The organism is Marivita geojedonensis (genome assembly GCF_002115805.1).
GTDB classification, from domain to species: domain Bacteria; phylum Pseudomonadota; class Alphaproteobacteria; order Rhodobacterales; family Rhodobacteraceae; genus Marivita; species Marivita geojedonensis.
Genome location: NZ_JFKC01000039.1, coordinates 1 through 17,339, shown reverse-complemented (window position 1 = coordinate 17,339; position 17,339 = coordinate 1). Strand labels below are relative to the sequence as shown.

Below are 17,339 nucleotides of genomic sequence, written 5' to 3'. Positions count from 1 at the left end.
GAGCGCGAGGCCCGCCCAACCCCCAACGCTGTGAACCACCGTCGACCCGGCAAAATCCACAAAGCCCAACTCTGCAAGCCAGCCCGATCCACCTGTGCCGTCAAGGCCAGCCCAGCTCCAGTGCCCTGCAATCGGGTATAGGAACCCCGATACGATAACCGCGACAAAAAGATAGGCGCCGAACTTCATCCGCTCCGCGACAATCCCCGAGAGGATCGTGACCGCGGCACCACAAAACATCACCTGGAATAAGAAGAAGACAGCAAGAGGCGGGGAGGCCTTTGCAAAGTCGAGGGAGAACAGATCCGATCCGATCCACCCTTGATAGCTCAGCCCAAACATAAGCCCAAAGCCGAGCGTCCAGAATACAAGCGTAGACAGACAGAAATCCGCGAGATTCTTGATCGCGACGTTGATACTATTTTTTGAGCGCGTCATCCCGCTCTCTAGGCACAAGAAACCACCCTGCATCAAAAAGACCAGGGCACTGGCAAAAATGACCCAGAGCAGATCGACGTCCGCCATCAGGCAACCAACCAGAGCTTGTGCCTATGAGAACCTTGCCTCGTCACGCGTTCAGCCACCCTTCAATCTTTTCTAGAAGTCGCTTTATGTCGACCGGCTTGGTGTCATAGTCGTCGCAGCCAGCACCCAGAGCCTTGTCGCGATCACCAGCCATAGCATGTGCAGTCAGCGCGATAACCGGAATGCTCTTTGTTTGGTCGCTGGCTTTGAGGTGCCGTGCTGCGTCCCAGCCATCCATCACCGGAAGGCTCATATCGAGCAGAATAATGTCGGGGCTTTCCTCTGAGGCCATCTCGACACCGCGCTGGCCGTCAAACGCCATGACGACGTCGTAGCCCTTCTTCTTGAGCCTGCGAGACAGCATGTCTCGGTTCATCTCATTGTCTTCAACCAGAAGAATTTTTGCCATCTTGTCTTCCCTTCCTTTTCTTCTTCACCGGATCATCGCAACGACGCCTCAGGCGGCGTCTGTTCGCGCCGATGTATCTTCTGCTAACCGAGCCTCAACGAGTTTTCGCAGATGCATCTCGAGCATCGTGTCGAGCTGTTCCTCGGTTTCAAACATATGAAAGGCTCCGATATAGGAGCCGTCTTCGCCAATCAGCCAGCGATCGAGATATTGGCTGAGCTTGTCGATCTGGTCGAGCCTGTCGAGAACCACGTCACGATCCTCCAGCGACAACGTCGGTGCCCCCTGTTTTCGGTAGAGTAGCATCTCCGGAGAGCCTTGCTGCTTGAAACCGCTTAGCGCGTCCTCGAATTCGAATGCCGTACCAGACTCATATCGGGTTCCGTCTGGTCTCAGGATCGTGTCGGGGAGAGGCGAGCCGATGCGGGACCAAAGAATACCAACGTAGATTTCCGTCTCATGCGGTGGGTGAATCTGAGCCTGGAAGGTTTCAGAAGCCAGCATGGGCTCCTCCTCCCAGAGGATTGGGATCAGATAGGCACGTCCAAAGAACTCCTCGTTGAGACGCCCAATCACAGTTTTTGCAACTCGCCGCTCGGGAATGACGTCGCCTGGTGAGGATATAAAAATCCGGAACTGCCGTGAAATGTTCTGACGAAGGCGCACCTTCTCGAGGCATGCGCTGATCCGAGCTTGAAGCAGGATTGGATTGAAAGGCTTGAATATGTAGTCTTCTGCACCTTGCAGGATACATTCGACCATAGTCCCGATATCGTCAGACGCAGATAACATGATGACTGGTATAGTGCGCAGGCGAGATGACGACTTCATTCGTTGCAGGGTCTCAAGACCCGACAGGCCGGGCATCATGTAGTCGAGTAGGACGAGATCAAATCGCTCAGTTTCAAGAAGGGCAAGAGCCTCCTCACCGCTGGAAACTACCCGTGCAGAGTAGCCCATGCGTTTTACGCGCCGCTTGAGCAATTCTCGGTTGGAACTGTCATCGTCGACGACTAGAATTTCTCCGCCTTGGCCGATTTCGCTGGTGATAACCTGAGTGTTCTGCTCAGTAGTGGGGATGTTTTCTTTCTTTGGACTAGTTTCTTTATAGGCGCTTTTTTCAAGTAGACGCTGCGGGATCGCTTCAACCAATTTCAAAGCAGCCCGGCCCGCTTCAGAAATTTTTTCAATGTCAGAGATAAACTCGTTTTCGTCGAGGTCTGTTGCCTCCTCGAAGATCATTTCCGAATAGCCGTTTATGTGGTTGAGTTGCATTCGAAACTGAAACTGAGCCTCGCTTACATTGACTTCTTCAGGCGACGCCGTCGTGGATCCCAAAAAATCTTCTATAAGCGCAAGCATTTTTTGGCCTGCATTCTGGATGGCTTGCAGGTCTCCCGAAAATGTCTTCAGGAGATCAGGCGGTAGATCCTCCTCAATCATCTCGGCGTAGCCGATGATATGGCCTACCGGTGTGCGAATGTCGTGGCGCAACTTGGAAAGTTGTGCCTTGAAAGCGCTGCTATCCTCCACTTTCTTCATCATCCAGCTGATGGCGGCTCATGTTCGCGGTGGTAGCGGTGCGTGCTCCACTGGACCACGTCCATGAGCGAGCGTTCGGCCAAATCCGCGATCACATCCTGGGCGTGGATAGGATCGGAAATCGCTTCGAGACGCCGCTCTGCAAGTTCGAACAGCTCTCCCTGATTTGCGTACTGCCAGAGCAGTTCACGCGTCGCCATCTTCGTTTGGTAGATTTCCCATATTGCAAGCCAAAGCGGCAAAAGCCCCATGAGGAAGACGACAAGGGTCTTGCCATCAAGGTCGCCGATATGGAAATCGTAGAGCGACTTCTTGAAGAAGAGCAGCGAGACGGAACCGAGAAAAGCTGCAATAAACAGGAATTTCTTTACTGTTTCGAGACGCTCGTGCTCACCGTGTAACTGGTGATGCTTTCGCGCAAAATATGCCGCTTGATCCTTGACCCATCTTTCTGATGCCGCCGCAACCCGTTCTTTCGCAGGCACAGTGCTTTCGTAGGTCAAAGGTTCTGTGCATCGGATTGCATCGCCAATCCATCCGAAGCCTTTGAAACGCTCGATACCGGTCAGTCGCAAGAGGCGCCGCGTCTGGCCTGTTGCACCACCTCCGGACAAGACGAGGAAAAATCGGATGCGGAGTGCCTCGGCCAGCGCACGGAAGGCGAGGTGACGTCCAAACCAGCCGCGCTTCGAGCCAATGGCGAAAAGTATGAAACCTCCCGCAAACAGAGCTACATAAGCGATGAGAAACAGTTTCAGTGCGGCAATCTTCGCATAGAGCAGAAATGTCAGCCCCATCAGGGCGGCCATGAGGCCGAAGAGCTTAAAGAGACGATCCGATTGACGCTGATTTGCGAGGGCAAGTTGATCCGCACGGACGAAATCCACGTCAATCGATGATGTGACATCTGATACCTTGATGTCATCGGGGTTCGAGATCGGATAAGCGGTCAAATCGGTGCCGGTAGCTGTATCACGCTCGATGGCATACTGGTCAAACTCGCTCCAGCGCTTCAGTACGAAGTCAGGTATTTGCGGCAGGCGACAGATTAGGCCGGTAGCACCTGCCTGTACCAGATAGCTTGTCTGCACGTCGCCGTGCTCAACTTCGCTCGCCTGCCTAGGCGTTTCAATCCAAATTGCGAGGTCCGATTGATCATCGGCCAACCCGGCGTCACCAACCGCTTCGAGTTTGCGGGCCTGCCGTGCCTGCGGCTCTGAACCAGAGAGGTAGCGAACGACAACGTCGGACGATCCGCCAGTCAGACCCGTCACCTCTCCATCCCAAAGAGCAACTATGACATTCGAACGCCTGACAAGGTAATCCATGAGCCGCGCGTAGAGGGCATCACGGGCTGCGCCCTCTTTGCAGTCGTCCTCCCCAGTCCCGTCAGGGAGTGGTAACTCCTGCACTTTGACGCGTTCGTCATCCAAAAGTCTGATTAGGTTGGAATGGGCTTCGCCGTGAAAGTCAGCCTCGTAGAGCGCGCGGGGCATCGGCAGAACTGCGCGTACGGGCAATCCGATCTCAAGCGCAACCTCGGTGGCAAGCGTATCGGCGCCCTGAGCCAATCCAGTGACAAGTTCAACCGGAAGGGCTTCAAACCGCTCCCGCATAGCTTCGAGCTCATTTATTAGCTCCGCGCGTATGTCGGCAACGGCTTCAGGATGAATGTCACGGTGCCCTGTAAGACCAATGGTGAAGACAAACCCTGATTTTGCCACTCGGTCACCCATCCTGCTCTCCCTCGACGTTTAGTGCCCATTTCGGCGCCTCTAATTCGAGCCGCTTCGAGATGTCCACAAGCGCCTCGCATTCCTTCTGGGTCGGTGTTCCGTGAACGCCCGTCATCCCGACGGCAATCGCTTGGGCGATTTGTGGTGCGCCCTTCATTTTGCTTGCCCGGTCGAGCATAGAGAAAACCTGACCATCCCGCGCCAGAACGTCTTCTGAGGCCGCGAACTCGCGAAACAGCTCCAACCCGTGATCTAAATCCATGTGTCTCAGCAAGTCCGCCTCCGCCATAGTTCGCCGGAGAAAGAGTTCCTCATCCTCATCAACATCGCCTCGGCAAGCCGCAATTATGCCAGCACCTGCCATTGTCGCCTTGAGAATATCTTCGTGCCGTACTTTGGATGACAGAAGACTCATAAAATGGTGTAGAGCTGGCCGTTCCAATAATTCATCGACGTTCTGGCGTAGCTCCTCGGAAAGCTTACGACGCTCGTCAGCATGCAGAGCTGCCATCAGTTCTCTGCGAGCAACCTTAGCATTTTTTTCGCGTTGCTGAGCGCGCTCTGCGAGTGCGTCTTGAAGCTTTTCCTGGATTTCAGGTATGTGTGAAACTAGGCTTTGCACCGCTTCCCCGGGAAGGTGAGCGACCACCGAGTATTGCTCGGCCTGTGCGAGGTAGTTTCGAGGCGCAGCGTTCAGATAGCTTTGCAACCCAAAGAGTTGCCCTGCCGGGCAGTTTTCGACTTTGACTTCGTTGACCTCTTTTTCGTCTAGACGCTGAAAAAGAGCGACATTTCCGTCGAGAACGAGGTAAAGCCCATCCGACGGCTCTCCTGGTTCGTAGAAACACGCTGGTGGATTAAGTGACAGAATACTGGCCGCGGCTGCCAACTGAGCAAGATTTTCTCCCGTGCATTCCGAAAAGATTTCAGAATTCCGAAGTTGTTCGATCAATTCGTCGCGTCCGAAGTATTCGTGCCGCTTTTGCTCAAGATCGCTCCATTCATCGCCTGCACCAAGCAAATGGCGATTAATCGCGATGCGAAGGCGGTGCTTCCGCATTGCGCTCCAGATTGCCATTATGACTTCGTTCTGAGCGTCCCACCAAGGATCATCACCATCAAAAAAATAGCGAATCCGGATATCGATCCCTTCTTTGCCATAACCAAGCAAGTTGAAGTCGGGTTTTGGATCGCGACGCACATACCGAGAGTGCTCAAGCTCCTCAGCTATGGCGCGGATCGCAAGCTCTGGGGGCGCTGAGATCTCCAAGGTGAAATGGACGAAGTATTTGAATCGACCTGTTGGCTCGCTAAAGTTCAAGATCGTTCGATCGGCGACACCGCTGTTTGGAAATATGTAGAGTGAATCTGTATGTGGGTTCTTGACCGAGATCGAACGCCAGTTGATTTCGTGGACTTGACCATAAACTCCGTCGATCTCGACATAGTCGCCGATACGCAAAGCTTGAGTAGCATTGAGAGCAACGCCAGAGAAGACTTCCTTGAGCGTTGATTGCGCCGCGAAGCCTAGCACGAGAGCCGCAACTCCAGATGTCGCCAGCAGACCACCGATTGGCTCATCGTACACGAAGTGCATCACCAGCAAGATGGCTGCAAGATAGATCGCAACCCCGACGCTTCCTGTGACAATGACTGGGACCTTCCTCTGGCCATGATCCGAGAGGAGTCCATCCCATAGGACGACGCGAATTACACCGTTCAAGAGAAAAGCGACGCCGATAGCAGTAGCAGCAAGAACCGCTCTCTCCACAGGTGGCACAAGGGACTCGGCTCCTATGAAGCGAAGCCCGGGGCCGACAGTAAGATCAAGTGCCAACATGAAACCAATGAGTTCCGCCGATGCTCGGATGCGGTGAACCCGCCCGGACACATAGACTGTCGCGACCCTCACCAACAAAAGGGTAGAGCAAGCCAGAAGGCCGAACAGGCCCAAAGCAGGTATAACCTTTTGTAATATATCCACTTTCCCCCCTCCGGGTATGTGTTGATTATTGAGTTCGAGTATGTGACTGTTTTTTAAATGGTGTCAATTTGCCGAAGGCTTTCGTTAAGAGTGGTCAGCTTGTATCAACACAACACAGGAAGGGAGAAGGGTTTGGTTTTCAACTGGGATGACGAGGATGAAACCAGGGCAGGCTACTCTGCAGCCATCGAGGCCGTGCTTGGCCTGGCCGCACAGCAAATGCCTGTCACCGAGAAGGCCGTCGAAGAGTGGCTTGATGTCTCGCTCAATGGCATCGACGAACATAAACACATCCGCCGACATGCGATGTCCGTTGCGGCGCGAATGATCCGTGGGCCAATGCGCCCGCCGAATTAAGGCATCATGGTGCAAGCGCAATATACGCAATGAAAACAGCTGGGAGGCTGCGGCTATTGTAATCATCGTCAAAACACCAGTAACGTTGATGTAACACACTCGGAGGCGGGCCAATGCACCGTATTGGAGACATAGAGCGGTTCGGCATCTGGGCCGCGACTATCGGCCTGACTTTTGTCTCCCTCGGACTCGTGCTCCTGACGCCGTTGGCATGGGCGGGTGTGGGGGTCTTCGGAGCGCTTATGATCTTGGGCTTCTACGACGTGTCCCAAACCAAACATTCGATCTTGCGTAACTATCCGGTCTCCGGGCATCTACGTTTTTTCTTTGAAGGATTTCGGGTCGAGTTGCGCCAATATTTGCTTGAGAATGATCAGGATGAGACTCCGTTTTCACGCGAGGACAGGTCCTTGGTTTATCAGCGTGCCAAGGGAGATGAAGATAAGCTGCCCTATGGTACAAAGCGGAATGTCTACGGGGCCGGCTACGAGTGGCTGACACATTCAGTGCGGCCTATCCACATCGAGAATAGCGATTTTCGCGTTGTCATTGGTGGTCCCGACTGCTCGCATCCTTACAATGCGTCGATCTACAATATCTCGGCCATGAGCTTTGGGGCCCTCTCGCCTAACGCCATTCTAGCACTCAACAAGGGCGCGAAAATGGGTGGTTTCGCCCATGACACAGGCGAAGGCGGTATCTCGCAGTACCATCGACAAGGCGGAGGGGACCTGATCTGGGAGATTGGCTCAGGCTACTTTGGGTGTTGTGATAAAAATGGAAATTTCGATCCAGCCCAGTTTGCTGAAAAGGCAGCCGATGACCAGGTCAAGATGATCGAGATTAAACTGAGCCAAGGTGCCAAACCCGGTCATGGCGGCATGTTGCCAGCTTCCAAGATAACAAAGGAAATCTCCGAAGCTCGGGGCGTGCCCATGGGGGTCGACTGCATATCACCAGCGTCACATTCTGCTTTTTCTACGCCGATCGAGCTGATGGAATACGTCGCGCAGTTGCGAGAGCTTTCAGGGGGTAAACCGGTAGGCTTTAAGCTTTGCATCGGCCACCGTCGTGAGTTCATGTGCATTGTGAGGGCGATGCTTGAGACCGAAGTGACACCGGATTTCATAGTTATCGATGGAAAAGAAGGGGGTACTGGCGCTGCGCCGCTTGAATTTGCCAATCATATGGGCATGCCTTTGGTCGAGGGCTTAACGTTTGCGCACAACACGCTCCGCGGAGCCGGGGTTCGGGATCGCATAAAAATTGGCGCTTCAGCTAAACTGATATCCGCTTTCGACATCGCGAAGGCGATGTTATTGGGCGCCGATTGGGCGAACTCAGCACGCGGTTTCATGTTCGCTGTAGGGTGCATACATGCCCAAGCGTGCCACACCAATCACTGTCCGGTTGGCGTAGCCACTCAGGACAAACTGCGAATGCGGGCCCTCAATGTCAAAGACAAGTCAGAACGTGTGAAGCGCTTTCACCATGGTACGCTTTCCGCGCTCGCTGAGATGACCGGGGCTGCCGGGCTTTCGCATCCTTCGGAATTCCTTCCTCACCACCTGATCATGCGCGAAAGTGACCGCGATATGGTAACCGGCGAAGAGGTCTATCCGTATTTGCCGGAAGGGTTCCTTTTGCGCGCCGAGGCTGATGAATTTGGCTATCTTGATCGATGGAAAAGATCACGTGCCACCGATTTTGCGCCCTTTGACGTGTGATAAGCGCATTGTCAGAAAGGTCATGTGATAGGGGCAATGTCAGAGGAATTTGGCTTGAGCCGGGCAGGGGGCTTGCGTAGCCTCTCGAGATGACCAAGCGTTCCCCCTTCAAGTATTTCAAGACCAGCCCTGAGATAATTCGCCTGGCGGTGATGCTCTATGTCCGGTTTCCGCTGTCGCTCAGGAATGTCGAGGATCTGTTGCATGAGCGAGGCATCGACGTCAGTCTTGAAACTGTCCGCTTCTGGTGGAACCGGTTCGGACCGATGTTTGCGTCTGAGATCCGGCGCCGGCGTGTTCAGCAGCTGCGCGCCTTTTCCCGATGGCAGTGGCACGTGGACGAGGTCTTTGTGAAGATCAATGGTGAGCGACACTACTTGTGGCGAGCTGTCGATCACGAAGGCGAGGTGCTTGAGAGCGTCGTTACAAAACGAAGAAACAAGCGTGCTGCATTGAACATGCTCAGGAAATTGATGCGGAGATATGGTCAGCCAGAAGTACTGGTCACCGACCGGTTTGCTTCATACAAGGCCGCGCTTCGCGACATAGGTTGTGATCATCTCCAATCGTGTGGTCGCTGGCTGAACAACCGCGTCGAGAATTCACACCTGCCATTCCGACGACGAGAGCGGGCGATGCAACGTTTTCGCCGAATGCGAAGTTTGCAGAAATTCGTTGCCGTTCACGCTTCCGTTTTCAACCACTTCAACCAGGATCGCAGCCTCTCCAAGCGAAACCACTTCAAGCAAAACCGTACCGCCGCTCTCGTCGAGTGGCGCAGTCTCTGCGCGGCATAAGGGACATTGCTACTGTCCCAGCAGAGACAAGTTCGCATTCGTCTGACAGCACCGCCATAAAATTCTACAACCATTTGATATATATCAGATAATTTGCAGGTGCTGTTTTTTGGACCACATTTAGGCCCACATCTAGCATGGCCTGCTCCGCTGTTGAGCGATGCAGTATCTCTACCTTCGAATTGGGTATGATATTAGCGGCACTACCCGCGACTCGACCCACGCAGCCCAAAAAAGAATTCTTTTCCCAGATAGGTAGGGGCCAAGGGGGGGAATGGCTGAGCGCATGGAGGGTACTTTCAGGATCGCCCGCACATTTTTTGAAAAAATTATCGATTTTGCTGGGTTGGTGACAACAGTCGTCGGTCGCAACGAATTGTAAAGTTTTTCGCAACCATGCAGGCTCAAAGCCCAACGGCGGCTTCTGCGGAAATCAGACACTCCGAAGGATCACGGAAATGACCGAGTTGCGGACAATGGAGCCGACCGCACTGCTCTCCGGACAGGTCACTCGCCAGTGGGCAATCCAGAAGAAACAAGCGCCGTCTTGATGGTGCGGCGGAGTTCTGGATCGCTGAAGGGCATTACGGCAAGAAAAGCAGCGCAGGTGGCATCAGGTCGCTTAGACAGGACGGCATCTCTCCACTTCTCCGCTTTCTGTTGGTTGCCGCCCACAGCATTCGCGATGATTGCCGGGTACATTGCCATATGGTGCGCCCGAGCTTTCAATGCAGCATGCTCAGTCGTCCGGATTGCCGTATCGATTTGCCCTAATTGAAGTTGGGCCAAGCCGCGCCCCCCGAGCAGTGGCGCGAGAAGCGGATCCAGCGGACTGAGCGTTTCTGCGACTTTCATGTCTTCAATTGCTTCATCCGGACGGGCTGCCATGACATTCACCATGCCTCGCGTGTAGAAAGCACGTGCGTAGTTCGGGTCGCAGGACAACGCCGTTTCAAGCCAGGGAAGTCCTTCGTCCGCCGCGCCAAGCAACCACGTCACTCTCCCCATGGCGAAATTAGACTGCGGGTCGTTCGGATCGATTTCCAATGCTCGCTCGGCATAGCGCCTTACATCAGCCACGGCGGCATCGCGATCCGAGTGTAGATGTAAAAAGGCATCTTGGAATTTGGCGAAAGACATCGCCGCATGCGCGCCGGCGAATTCGGGGGAGAGCTCGAGTGCACGCTCGAAATACTGCTCCGCTATTCGGTTATCGTGTGCGTTGAACCGATACACATGGGTTAGACCAAGGTGGTAGTTACTCCATGCGTCAAGCCTATCAGGGCCCAGAAGTCGCGCTCTGGCAGCTTCGTGCTGAGGAATATACGAATCGAGGGCTGCTATGACTGACGCAACGAGCCTAGGCCTCAGTTGCTGCAGATGCTCTACCTCGGTCGTAAACTGATCGGCCCAAATCAACGAGCCGTGTTTTGTGTCGGATAATTCAACCGTCACGATCACTTTCGCACCTGACACCTCAACGGAACCGGTCAGGCAATAGCCAACTTTCAGAAGACTGCGCAGTGCATCGAAATCGACCAAATCACTATGAAACCGAAAACTGGAGCCGCGTGCTATGACTTCGATCCAGCGAAGGCGAGACAGAGACGCGATGACTTCAGCCGGCAGCGCGCTGTTCAATCCCAAGAAGCGTTCTTGCGGCCCCATGTAAGAGAAAGGCAGGACGGCGATCCGTGGTCTTGCACCGTGCTCCAGACGAGGGTGTTCATCGTCTGGCGGCGCAATAGCTGCCTCCGAACTGGCGCGCAGCTGTACGGTGCCATCGAACCGAAACCCACGCCCCCGTATCGTCTTGAGCCAGGTCTGTTCAATGCCGTCATCCCCGACGGCGCGTCGGGCGGCTTTAACGGCGGTTGCGATTGCAGCATCCGAGACTATTCGACCGTCCCACACCGAAGCGATGAGTTCATCCTTTTCGATGAGGCGGCCGTTTTGCTCGATCATGTAGGCAAGCAGCGTGAAGGCCCGAGGCTCCATCGGCACTGGCCCGCTCTTACCGAGAAGCTCCCCCCGATTCAGATCAAGGACGAAGTCGCCGAACGCATATTCCATGAGTGCGAGATTATCCAATCCCCATGAAATCACCAAGGAATCCCTCGATGCCGCTCAAGCGGGGGCGTGCGTTACGGGGCAGTCTGTTTCTATCACGACAACAGACCAACCCAAAGGAGCCCTCAGATGTTCGCAACCACGCTCTCCCGCTCGATTTTCTCGATCGCAAAACTGGTTGGCATTCGCAGCGCGACGAAAGCCACGCCCCGGGGGCCGCTGCCATCGTGGATCAACGACCGGCAACTGTCTGAGCAGCTTCTGAAAGACACAGGGTTGAGCCCCGAGGACCTGGGTGGCAGCCCAACCTACGATGACAGGAAACCATTCTTCATGCAGTCCAATTTCGGATGAGAGAATATCTCTGCCGCGCTTCTGAACGGCGTGGCACCGCTATTGGTTAGGCATTTGAGAACGTCCGTTTCGGGCTCTTAACGGTCATGCGGTCGTACAGCATTTAGCCAGGGTCCGCCCGAAGAGCCGCCGTTGCTGACGGCCCGAAGCTGCCGTTCAGACAACCGGCGGCGAATGACCGGAGAGAGCCCTTCTCAGACCTTGATCGCTTGCGCAGCATTCGAAACAGTGAATAGGAACTCGCGGCCGCATTCGACGACGAAGCAAAAGGATGTTTAAGATCGTCAGACCACTTCGCACAATGGAGACTCAAATGCGTCGATCGATCCTGATGCTGCCGATGGCTATGGGGATATTGGGGGGTCCAGCATCATCCCAGCCGCTCTTTGAGGATTCTAAGGCTTTCAATCCTTCCAGCGAAACGGCAATGGCGATTACCGGGCCAGTAATCTTGTCTACCATGCGGATGGTCTTCGAGACCGGCAAGTTTCTTGATCTCGAAGTTTATGACCCCAAGAGTTCAGGCAGTTGGGGTGCGTCTGGCGACGTGCCTGTTGCTCAGGTGTTTCGTGTATCAGGCGATGCTGGCCCACTAAGGCAGGGAAACACGCTTTGTGGCGACCAACCAATCACGTATATGGCAGCCTGGAGTGAGGACAGCTCCGGGTTCACCTACCTTGGCGTAGCGATGTTTGCCGGCATGGAACCGCCTGCAGGCATTGCCGGTCAAGCGTTGTGCGCGACGTATTTCTTCTCGATGGATGTTACGGAGTAGTCCGGCAGTTGTCCTGAACTCATCGACAGAGAGGGCCATTAAAAGTCCAGGGCAAGAATGTCGTTCAGCGGTAGGGAATGCTGAACAACGAGAAGCTGTTGGTCTGGGTGATTACAAGCGCTCCCGTTTCCGCCATTAGGCTTGCCATTGCTTCACTTCCCGTCGGACAGGCCACAAGATCGGCCGCATAGTCGAGGAAATCGACAGTGAAGGCCGTTTCGCCGACAAGCTGGCATTCGTCTGCAGCGTTTCGGTAACCGCGCACGAAGTTAAGTTCCGGGTCAGGTTCACTGATCGCGATTTCGGGAGCAGTTTCGACGCATCCCCTCACAGCCAGCACCACAGCGCAGGTGCCGATTGCAGGCATGACCTTTTCGAGGCGTCGTTCGATAAGTTCTACTCCCACTCTGCACCCGCGCTGCGCCAGACCATTTCGTCTGAATCCCAAACACTGGCCACGACGCAGGGCGTTGGGTTGATCCCACCACATTGCGAGCCATGCACATCCGCCAAAAGCACGCGGAATGGTCCAATGTTCGCCATGTCCCATCTCTGATTGAGAAGCGAAAACATACGATCCTCGATCAGGAAGTGAGACACGCAACCGCCTGTCCCGCAATAGAGCGACACAGCGGTGGAACAGGCAAACCCGGCCTCGTCCAGAACCCAGTCCCGGTGGATGTCTCCATCGAGATCGACGCGGTGAACGGCCCCTAATTCAACGGCGAACTGCCCGTTCTCCGTATCCGAACATGCCTGCTGTGCGGCCTCGACTTTTTCAAGAAACTTTGCGGGCAGCCCGGACAGATCCTGCGCGTGCGCCGAGGACGTGTAGAAGGCCATAGAGAGAGCACAAAGAGCAACCGCCCAACCCATGGCACCCGCGCGATTGCCATTTCCAGCCAGTTGGCTACCCATGTTCGTGTCTCCAGCCCTTCCGTGTAGTTCAGTTGCACTGGTCGTAGGTGTAGTCCCCAAACTCGACCCAGTCCCGGCCCCCATCGCTGAACACAAGAAACTCTGACCGGTCTTCACCCAGGAGTGCGACTTGGAACCCGGCTGGCGGTTGGGAGCTTCCGAAGAAGCTATATGAGGTCATCGCCCGAACGGTCTCGCCATTGACGGTCACGATGGCATCCCACTTATCACCGGGTTGACCCACGATGGCGTATTCGATGACCCTTTGCACAGCACCGCCACCGCAGTAGACAATGCCTTCGGGCGCTTCCACGCTCTGAGATGCCGACGCGTTGGAGGTGCAGGAAGCGCGCAGGGATCTGACCGCCGCAGATGAGCCTTTGAGCGTAAAAATGCCATAAGAGACATCCTGATCAGCCATCGAAAGGTTCAGAACTGCGTTCTGCGCGATCTGATCCAAAACGAAATCATAGTCGCCCTGATCGAAGAAACGGACCTCAACAGGATAGTTGTCGACGAGCGATATATCCGCATTCACCGATCCGGCCTGAAACGCACCTACCTCGGTCGAACCATCTTTCATGAACCGAAAAGACAGGCCCTGCTTGGAGACAATATCCTGCGAGTCCTCATAGCCCGCTGGCGCAAAACGGACACGATCGCATTGCAACTCCAGCGTCATATTGTTGGTCTGGATGAAGGCGTTGGCGTTCGGCGGCCCACTGAAGTTCCAGTCAGCCATGGCAGGAGATGACATCAAGATTGTGAGGATAGTGCCGGCAATTAGATGTCTCTTCATAGATACTCCCTTGTCAGTTTGGCCATGGTTCGTCATGTCCACGCGAAAGCACTGATGATCCACGTCATGAGTTTAAGCTGCAGGTGGACCATAATCATTTGTACCTTCCTGTGACGGTCGGCTTAGCCACCAGATCATCAGCACAGAGAGTATCAATTGAAGAACTCCCACAACGATCAAACCGGTGACGCCAAGTAGTGCCGCTGGGCCTCTCAACGCTTCGGGGTCGTCAGCCCCTTGCTCGAGGACTGAAAATACAGCGATGCCACTGAACAGCATGAACATGGTTGCGATGCTCAGTGCTGCAGGCAAAAGCAAGTACCAGCCTGGTCTTCCGGTGTCGTGCAGTCGACGCCATCCAGCGGCAAGCATGGGTACGACAACGGCAAGTTGGAATATCGGAGTGAGGACTTGGCTGCTCTCTCCAGTTTCCGGGTCCGTGCCAAACAGGGAGGCGTCGACAACTGCCAAGACAACGCTGACGACAACCACGAACAACACGAACCACCAGTACTCGGGCCGCGCCGCGCGCCCGGAAAAAACGAAGTATTTTGTAAGGCATGTCTTGGTGGCTTCAACAAAACCCATATTTGCAACCTCCCTGAATAGGTTGACAGGTATTTTCTGACACAAGGAGACATCTTGCAAGCTTTGGTCAACCTACTCAGATGCTACAACTGCAACAGTCTGCTTCGTCCCGCACTGCCGACCTTCGACTTCTCATAATGCTGCACGATGCATGAATGGCCTGTCTCGGGAAGCTGCAGTGCGGCGCCGGCGCTACTGCTGGACGGCAGCTCTGGGCCGTCCCATTTGATGTCACCGTCTCTCTGCGGAGCGGTGCCTTGACTCTTTTGAGGAGCCCGCAAATGCTACTGTCTCTCTTACAGCCGCCGCGCCGAAGAGATTTCACATTTGTGGAAGCTTTCTTTTCTCACGCGTTGCGTCTGCAACCGCATTTATCCGATTGATCCGTGTCTGCGGTGTTTTGCAAGCTTGATCCATCGCAGAACGTTACGCCGGTAGGACGGGGCTAGCGCGTTCCACTTTTCCATTTCGAGTACAAAAGCGAGATCGCTCGGCACCACAAGCGCATCAACATCGTCGTAATAGTTCCAGAGTCCGGAAGCACGGCCCTCTTCGATCGCGGCTTCGCCTGCCGGGTGCATGCGTCCTTCACGCCGGAGGCGTTCAGCACGATTCTTGTATGACTTGGACCACGCTTGCTGTTTGCGCGGAGACACGAGTTGCGCAGTGCGACTATCATCCACCGCAAACCTGCGACCGTCGATCCATCCATGCGCGATGAGCGCGTCGAGCACCTCTTCGCGCCCGACATACTTTTCCCGATTTGCGGCCTTCCAAGTGACCAATCGCACACTTGCGTGCGTTCCGTGATTTTCCGCCAGCCAAGTCCAAAGCTGATCGGCGCTGGTGATTTCAAGCGTCTGCATATCGTTGAGTTAGGGGCCATGTGGCGGAAGTCATCCGCCAACTCGCGCAATACAGAAGATCGAAAAGCATCTCTCTAAGCCAATCGGTCGCCGCAAACTGGCAAGAATTTGGGGCTGCGCGCCAACGTCCGCTATGTGGAATGCACTCGCAGCATCCATCCTAAGTGATGAATGTCCGGTTAGGGCCGCTCGCGGACTTTCCGTTGGACTGACAAGAGCAATTCAATACTGTCGGCACAAGTCATCATTCAAAGGTCCGGGTCATGCATCCAACTGAGAAAGTCGTTCGTCAATTTCATGAATCGTGGGACATGCGCGATCCCGATCGAGGCGCGGAGGTCATCGCGGAAGATTGCGACTTCGAGGATGTTGCCCGCGGTGAAAGCTTGCCAGGCAAGGAAGCGTACAAGGCCGACTACGAGCGCTGGCGTGAGGCCTTCCCTGACGGGCTCTGCAAGGTTGAAAACGTAATTGTCAGCATGGATGGGGAATGGGCTACGGTTGAGTTCCGCAACACGGGCACTCACACGGGCGTTCTGCGTTCGAGTCTTGGAGACTTTCAGCCAACAGGGCGACGCGCGGAAGTCCGCTATTGCTCCGTGATGCGGGTCAAGAACGGAAAGGTTGTCGAAGGTCGAGACTATTACGACAGCGCAACAATCGCCCGGCAACTGGGGCTGGTCGACTGAGGTGCGAAGGTTACTTGATTGTCTTTGGATGCGCGATCGGTGGCGATCTCACAAAGTGGCCTGCCGTTTTGCAAGTTGGCTGCCAAAACATGTGCAAAGGAAAGAGCGCGAAGCAAAGTGGGATCAGGTGGGGTTCACGGTCCCAGCAGATGCTGGTTGGTATTTGTCTGACAGCGCCGATCATGTTAACCGAATTGGAGGCCGGAGACGGCCAAGAAACGGGTCAGGTTCGAGTCGGCAAGAGACGATCGGAAGGGTGGCATCGTGATCCCGCAGGATATCTTCGGTGTTACCAATCGACTTAAGCGGCGTCGCCAGTAAATATGCGTGGCCGGAGTATGAAGTTACAATTCAGGCATTCTTCGACCGCCACCAAAAGGATGTGGTCGTGCCTTTCAGCCAAAATCCGCAGGGACGAGCCGTGATGCTTGACGTTGACGCTGACGCAAGGGCAGTGTCAGAGGAACTTGGCTTGAGCCGGGCAGGGGGCTTGCGTAGCCTCTGGCCATGACCAAACGCTCCCCATTCAAGTACTTCAAGTCGAGCCCCGAGATTATCCGCCTGGCGGTGATGCTCTATGTCCGTTTTCCGTTGTCACTCCGCAATGTCGAGGACCTGTTGCACGAGCGAGGCATCGACGTCAGCCACGAGACCGTCCGGTTCTGGTGGAACCGGTTTGGCCCGATGTTTGCATCTGAGATCCGTCGGCGGCGTGTGCAGCAGCTGCGTGCATTCTCGCCATGGCAATGGCATGTCGACGAGGTTTTCGTGAAGATCAACGGTGAGCGTCACTATCTTTGGCGGGCCGTCGATCACGAAGGCGAGGTGCTCGAGAGCGTTGTCACGAAGCGGCGCAACAAGCGCGCCGCATTGAAAATGCTCAGAAAATTGATGCGTGGATATGGTCAGCCAGAAGTGCTGGTCACAGATCGGTTTGCTTCATACAAGGCCGCGCTTCGCGAGATAGGATGTGAGGATCGGCAAGCCTGTGGCCGTTGGCTCAACAACAGAGTAGAGAACTCGCATCTGCCGTTCCGACGACGAGAAAGGGCAATGCAGCGCTTTCGGAGAATGCGAAGTTTGCAGAAATTCGTCGCCGTCCATTCCTCCGTCTTCAACCACTTCAATCAGGATCGTGGCCTCTCCAAACGGGACCATTTCAAACTCAAACGAACCGCTGCTCTGGCCGAGTGGCGCGGGCAG

The 17,339-nt window shown here is 54.9% G+C and carries 18 protein-coding genes; 7 read left to right on the top strand and 11 right to left on the bottom strand.

The window, feature by feature from the left end; translation table 11 throughout:
• The 5 genes from MGEO_RS20180 to MGEO_RS20160 all read right to left on the bottom strand — a co-directional run.
• A partial coding sequence (locus MGEO_RS20180) for an ammonium transporter (RefSeq protein WP_143746320.1) occupies window positions 1–525 on the bottom strand: 525 nt, incomplete at its 3' end.
• A gap of 43 nt (window positions 526–568) precedes the next feature.
• The gene (locus MGEO_RS20175; protein WP_085641541.1) at window positions 569–934 is read right to left on the bottom strand and encodes a response regulator; all 366 of its coding nucleotides are present in this window, start codon (window positions 932–934) and stop codon (window positions 569–571) included.
• A 48-nt stretch (window positions 935–982) separates the two neighbouring features.
• Window positions 983–2,479 (bottom strand): response regulator, encoded by a 1,497-nt coding sequence (locus MGEO_RS20170; protein ID WP_085641540.1) that lies wholly within the window; start codon window positions 2,477–2,479, stop codon window positions 983–985.
• Window positions 2,476–4,212: a hypothetical protein gene (locus tag MGEO_RS20165; RefSeq protein WP_106299158.1), complete on the bottom strand. Its 1,737-nt coding sequence runs from the start codon at window positions 4,210–4,212 to the stop codon at window positions 2,476–2,478. The genes MGEO_RS20170 and MGEO_RS20165 overlap by 4 nt, the downstream gene beginning before the upstream one ends.
• Window positions 4,205–6,196 (bottom strand): mechanosensitive ion channel family protein, encoded by a 1,992-nt coding sequence (locus MGEO_RS20160; protein ID WP_085641538.1) that lies wholly within the window; start codon window positions 6,194–6,196, stop codon window positions 4,205–4,207. The genes MGEO_RS20165 and MGEO_RS20160 overlap by 8 nt, the downstream gene beginning before the upstream one ends.
• A gap of 132 nt (window positions 6,197–6,328) precedes the next feature.
• Between MGEO_RS20160 and MGEO_RS20155 the strand changes: the two genes are divergently transcribed.
• From MGEO_RS20155 to MGEO_RS20145, 3 genes are all read left to right on the top strand, one after another.
• A complete protein-coding gene (locus MGEO_RS20155) occupies window positions 6,329–6,553 on the top strand; it encodes a hypothetical protein (protein WP_085641537.1) in 225 nt (74 codons plus the stop codon).
• Between the two features lie 113 nt (window positions 6,554–6,666).
• Entirely contained in the window at window positions 6,667–8,280 is a 1,614-nt protein-coding gene (locus tag MGEO_RS20150) for an FMN-binding glutamate synthase family protein (RefSeq protein ID WP_085641536.1), read from the top strand.
• 89 nt (window positions 8,281–8,369) lie between these two features.
• On the top strand, window positions 8,370–9,077 hold the full coding sequence (locus MGEO_RS20145) for an IS6 family transposase (protein ID WP_085641535.1): 708 nt from the start codon (window positions 8,370–8,372) through the stop codon (window positions 9,075–9,077).
• Window positions 9,078–9,584: 507 nt separating this feature from the next.
• On the opposite strand, the gene MGEO_RS20140 is transcribed toward MGEO_RS20145, so the two are convergent.
• Window positions 9,585–11,150 (bottom strand): winged helix-turn-helix domain-containing tetratricopeptide repeat protein, encoded by a 1,566-nt coding sequence (locus MGEO_RS20140; RefSeq protein ID WP_106299157.1) that lies wholly within the window; start codon window positions 11,148–11,150, stop codon window positions 9,585–9,587.
• A gap of 126 nt (window positions 11,151–11,276) precedes the next feature.
• Here MGEO_RS20140 and MGEO_RS20135 point away from each other — a divergent pair, with 126 nt between their 5' ends.
• Both MGEO_RS20135 and MGEO_RS20130 read left to right on the top strand, forming a co-directional pair.
• Window positions 11,277–11,501 carry a hypothetical protein gene (locus MGEO_RS20135; protein ID WP_085641533.1) on the top strand — a complete coding sequence of 75 codons (225 nt, stop codon included), beginning with the start codon at window positions 11,277–11,279 and terminating at the stop codon, window positions 11,499–11,501.
• Between the two features lie 313 nt (window positions 11,502–11,814).
• The gene (locus MGEO_RS20130; protein WP_143746319.1) at window positions 11,815–12,276 is read left to right on the top strand and encodes a hypothetical protein; all 462 of its coding nucleotides are present in this window, start codon (window positions 11,815–11,817) and stop codon (window positions 12,274–12,276) included.
• A 64-nt stretch (window positions 12,277–12,340) separates the two neighbouring features.
• On the opposite strand, the gene MGEO_RS20125 is transcribed toward MGEO_RS20130, so the two are convergent.
• From MGEO_RS20125 to MGEO_RS20105, 5 genes are all read right to left on the bottom strand, one after another.
• Window positions 12,341–12,682 carry a hypothetical protein gene (locus MGEO_RS20125; RefSeq protein ID WP_143746318.1) on the bottom strand — a complete coding sequence of 114 codons (342 nt, stop codon included), beginning with the start codon at window positions 12,680–12,682 and terminating at the stop codon, window positions 12,341–12,343.
• Window positions 12,673–13,194, bottom strand: coding sequence for a hypothetical protein (locus MGEO_RS20120; protein ID WP_085641530.1), 522 nt, complete (start codon window positions 13,192–13,194; stop codon window positions 12,673–12,675). The genes MGEO_RS20125 and MGEO_RS20120 overlap by 10 nt, the downstream gene beginning before the upstream one ends.
• 28 nt (window positions 13,195–13,222) lie before the next feature.
• Window positions 13,223–13,951: a hypothetical protein gene (locus tag MGEO_RS20115; protein ID WP_233140035.1), complete on the bottom strand. Its 729-nt coding sequence runs from the start codon at window positions 13,949–13,951 to the stop codon at window positions 13,223–13,225.
• Between the two features lie 114 nt (window positions 13,952–14,065).
• A complete protein-coding gene (locus tag MGEO_RS20110) occupies window positions 14,066–14,581 on the bottom strand; it encodes a DUF805 domain-containing protein (RefSeq protein WP_085641542.1) in 516 nt (171 codons plus the stop codon).
• A gap of 371 nt (window positions 14,582–14,952) precedes the next feature.
• Window positions 14,953–15,447 (bottom strand): YdeI/OmpD-associated family protein, encoded by a 495-nt coding sequence (locus MGEO_RS20105; RefSeq protein ID WP_085641528.1) that lies wholly within the window; start codon window positions 15,445–15,447, stop codon window positions 14,953–14,955.
• A 263-nt stretch (window positions 15,448–15,710) separates the two neighbouring features.
• On the opposite strand from MGEO_RS20105, the gene MGEO_RS20100 reads away from it, so the two are divergent.
• Both MGEO_RS20100 and MGEO_RS20090 read left to right on the top strand, forming a co-directional pair.
• Window positions 15,711–16,136 (top strand): ester cyclase, encoded by a 426-nt coding sequence (locus MGEO_RS20100; protein WP_085641527.1) that lies wholly within the window; start codon window positions 15,711–15,713, stop codon window positions 16,134–16,136.
• A 507-nt stretch (window positions 16,137–16,643) separates the two neighbouring features.
• Window positions 16,644–17,339, top strand: a 696-nt coding sequence (locus MGEO_RS20090) for an IS6 family transposase (RefSeq protein WP_143746317.1), incomplete at its 3' end; no start/stop codon positions are given.

Coding starts and splice junctions, on each gene's coding strand:
- MGEO_RS20100 (WP_085641527.1), top strand. CDS start 15,711: ATGCATCCAACTGAGAAAGTCGTTCGTCAATTTCATGAATCGTGGGAC.
- MGEO_RS20150 (WP_085641536.1), top strand. CDS start 6,667: ATGCACCGTATTGGAGACATAGAGCGGTTCGGCATCTGGGCCGCGACT.
- MGEO_RS20145 (WP_085641535.1), top strand. CDS start 8,370: ATGACCAAGCGTTCCCCCTTCAAGTATTTCAAGACCAGCCCTGAGATA.
- MGEO_RS20135 (WP_085641533.1), top strand. CDS start 11,277: ATGTTCGCAACCACGCTCTCCCGCTCGATTTTCTCGATCGCAAAACTG.
- MGEO_RS20120 (WP_085641530.1), bottom strand. CDS start 13,194: ATGGGTAGCCAACTGGCTGGAAATGGCAATCGCGCGGGTGCCATGGGT.
- MGEO_RS20175 (WP_085641541.1), bottom strand. CDS start 934: ATGGCAAAAATTCTTCTGGTTGAAGACAATGAGATGAACCGAGACATG.
- MGEO_RS20110 (WP_085641542.1), bottom strand. CDS start 14,581: ATGGGTTTTGTTGAAGCCACCAAGACATGCCTTACAAAATACTTCGTT.
- MGEO_RS20130 (WP_143746319.1), top strand. CDS start 11,815: ATGCGTCGATCGATCCTGATGCTGCCGATGGCTATGGGGATATTGGGG.
- MGEO_RS20115 (WP_233140035.1), bottom strand. CDS start 13,951: ATGTCATCTCCTGCCATGGCTGACTGGAACTTCAGTGGGCCGCCGAAC.
- MGEO_RS20140 (WP_106299157.1), bottom strand. CDS start 11,150: ATGGAATATGCGTTCGGCGACTTCGTCCTTGATCTGAATCGGGGGGAG.
- MGEO_RS20170 (WP_085641540.1), bottom strand. CDS start 2,479: ATGATGAAGAAAGTGGAGGATAGCAGCGCTTTCAAGGCACAACTTTCC.
- MGEO_RS20165 (WP_106299158.1), bottom strand. CDS start 4,212: ATGGGTGACCGAGTGGCAAAATCAGGGTTTGTCTTCACCATTGGTCTT.
- MGEO_RS20105 (WP_085641528.1), bottom strand. CDS start 15,447: ATGCAGACGCTTGAAATCACCAGCGCCGATCAGCTTTGGACTTGGCTG.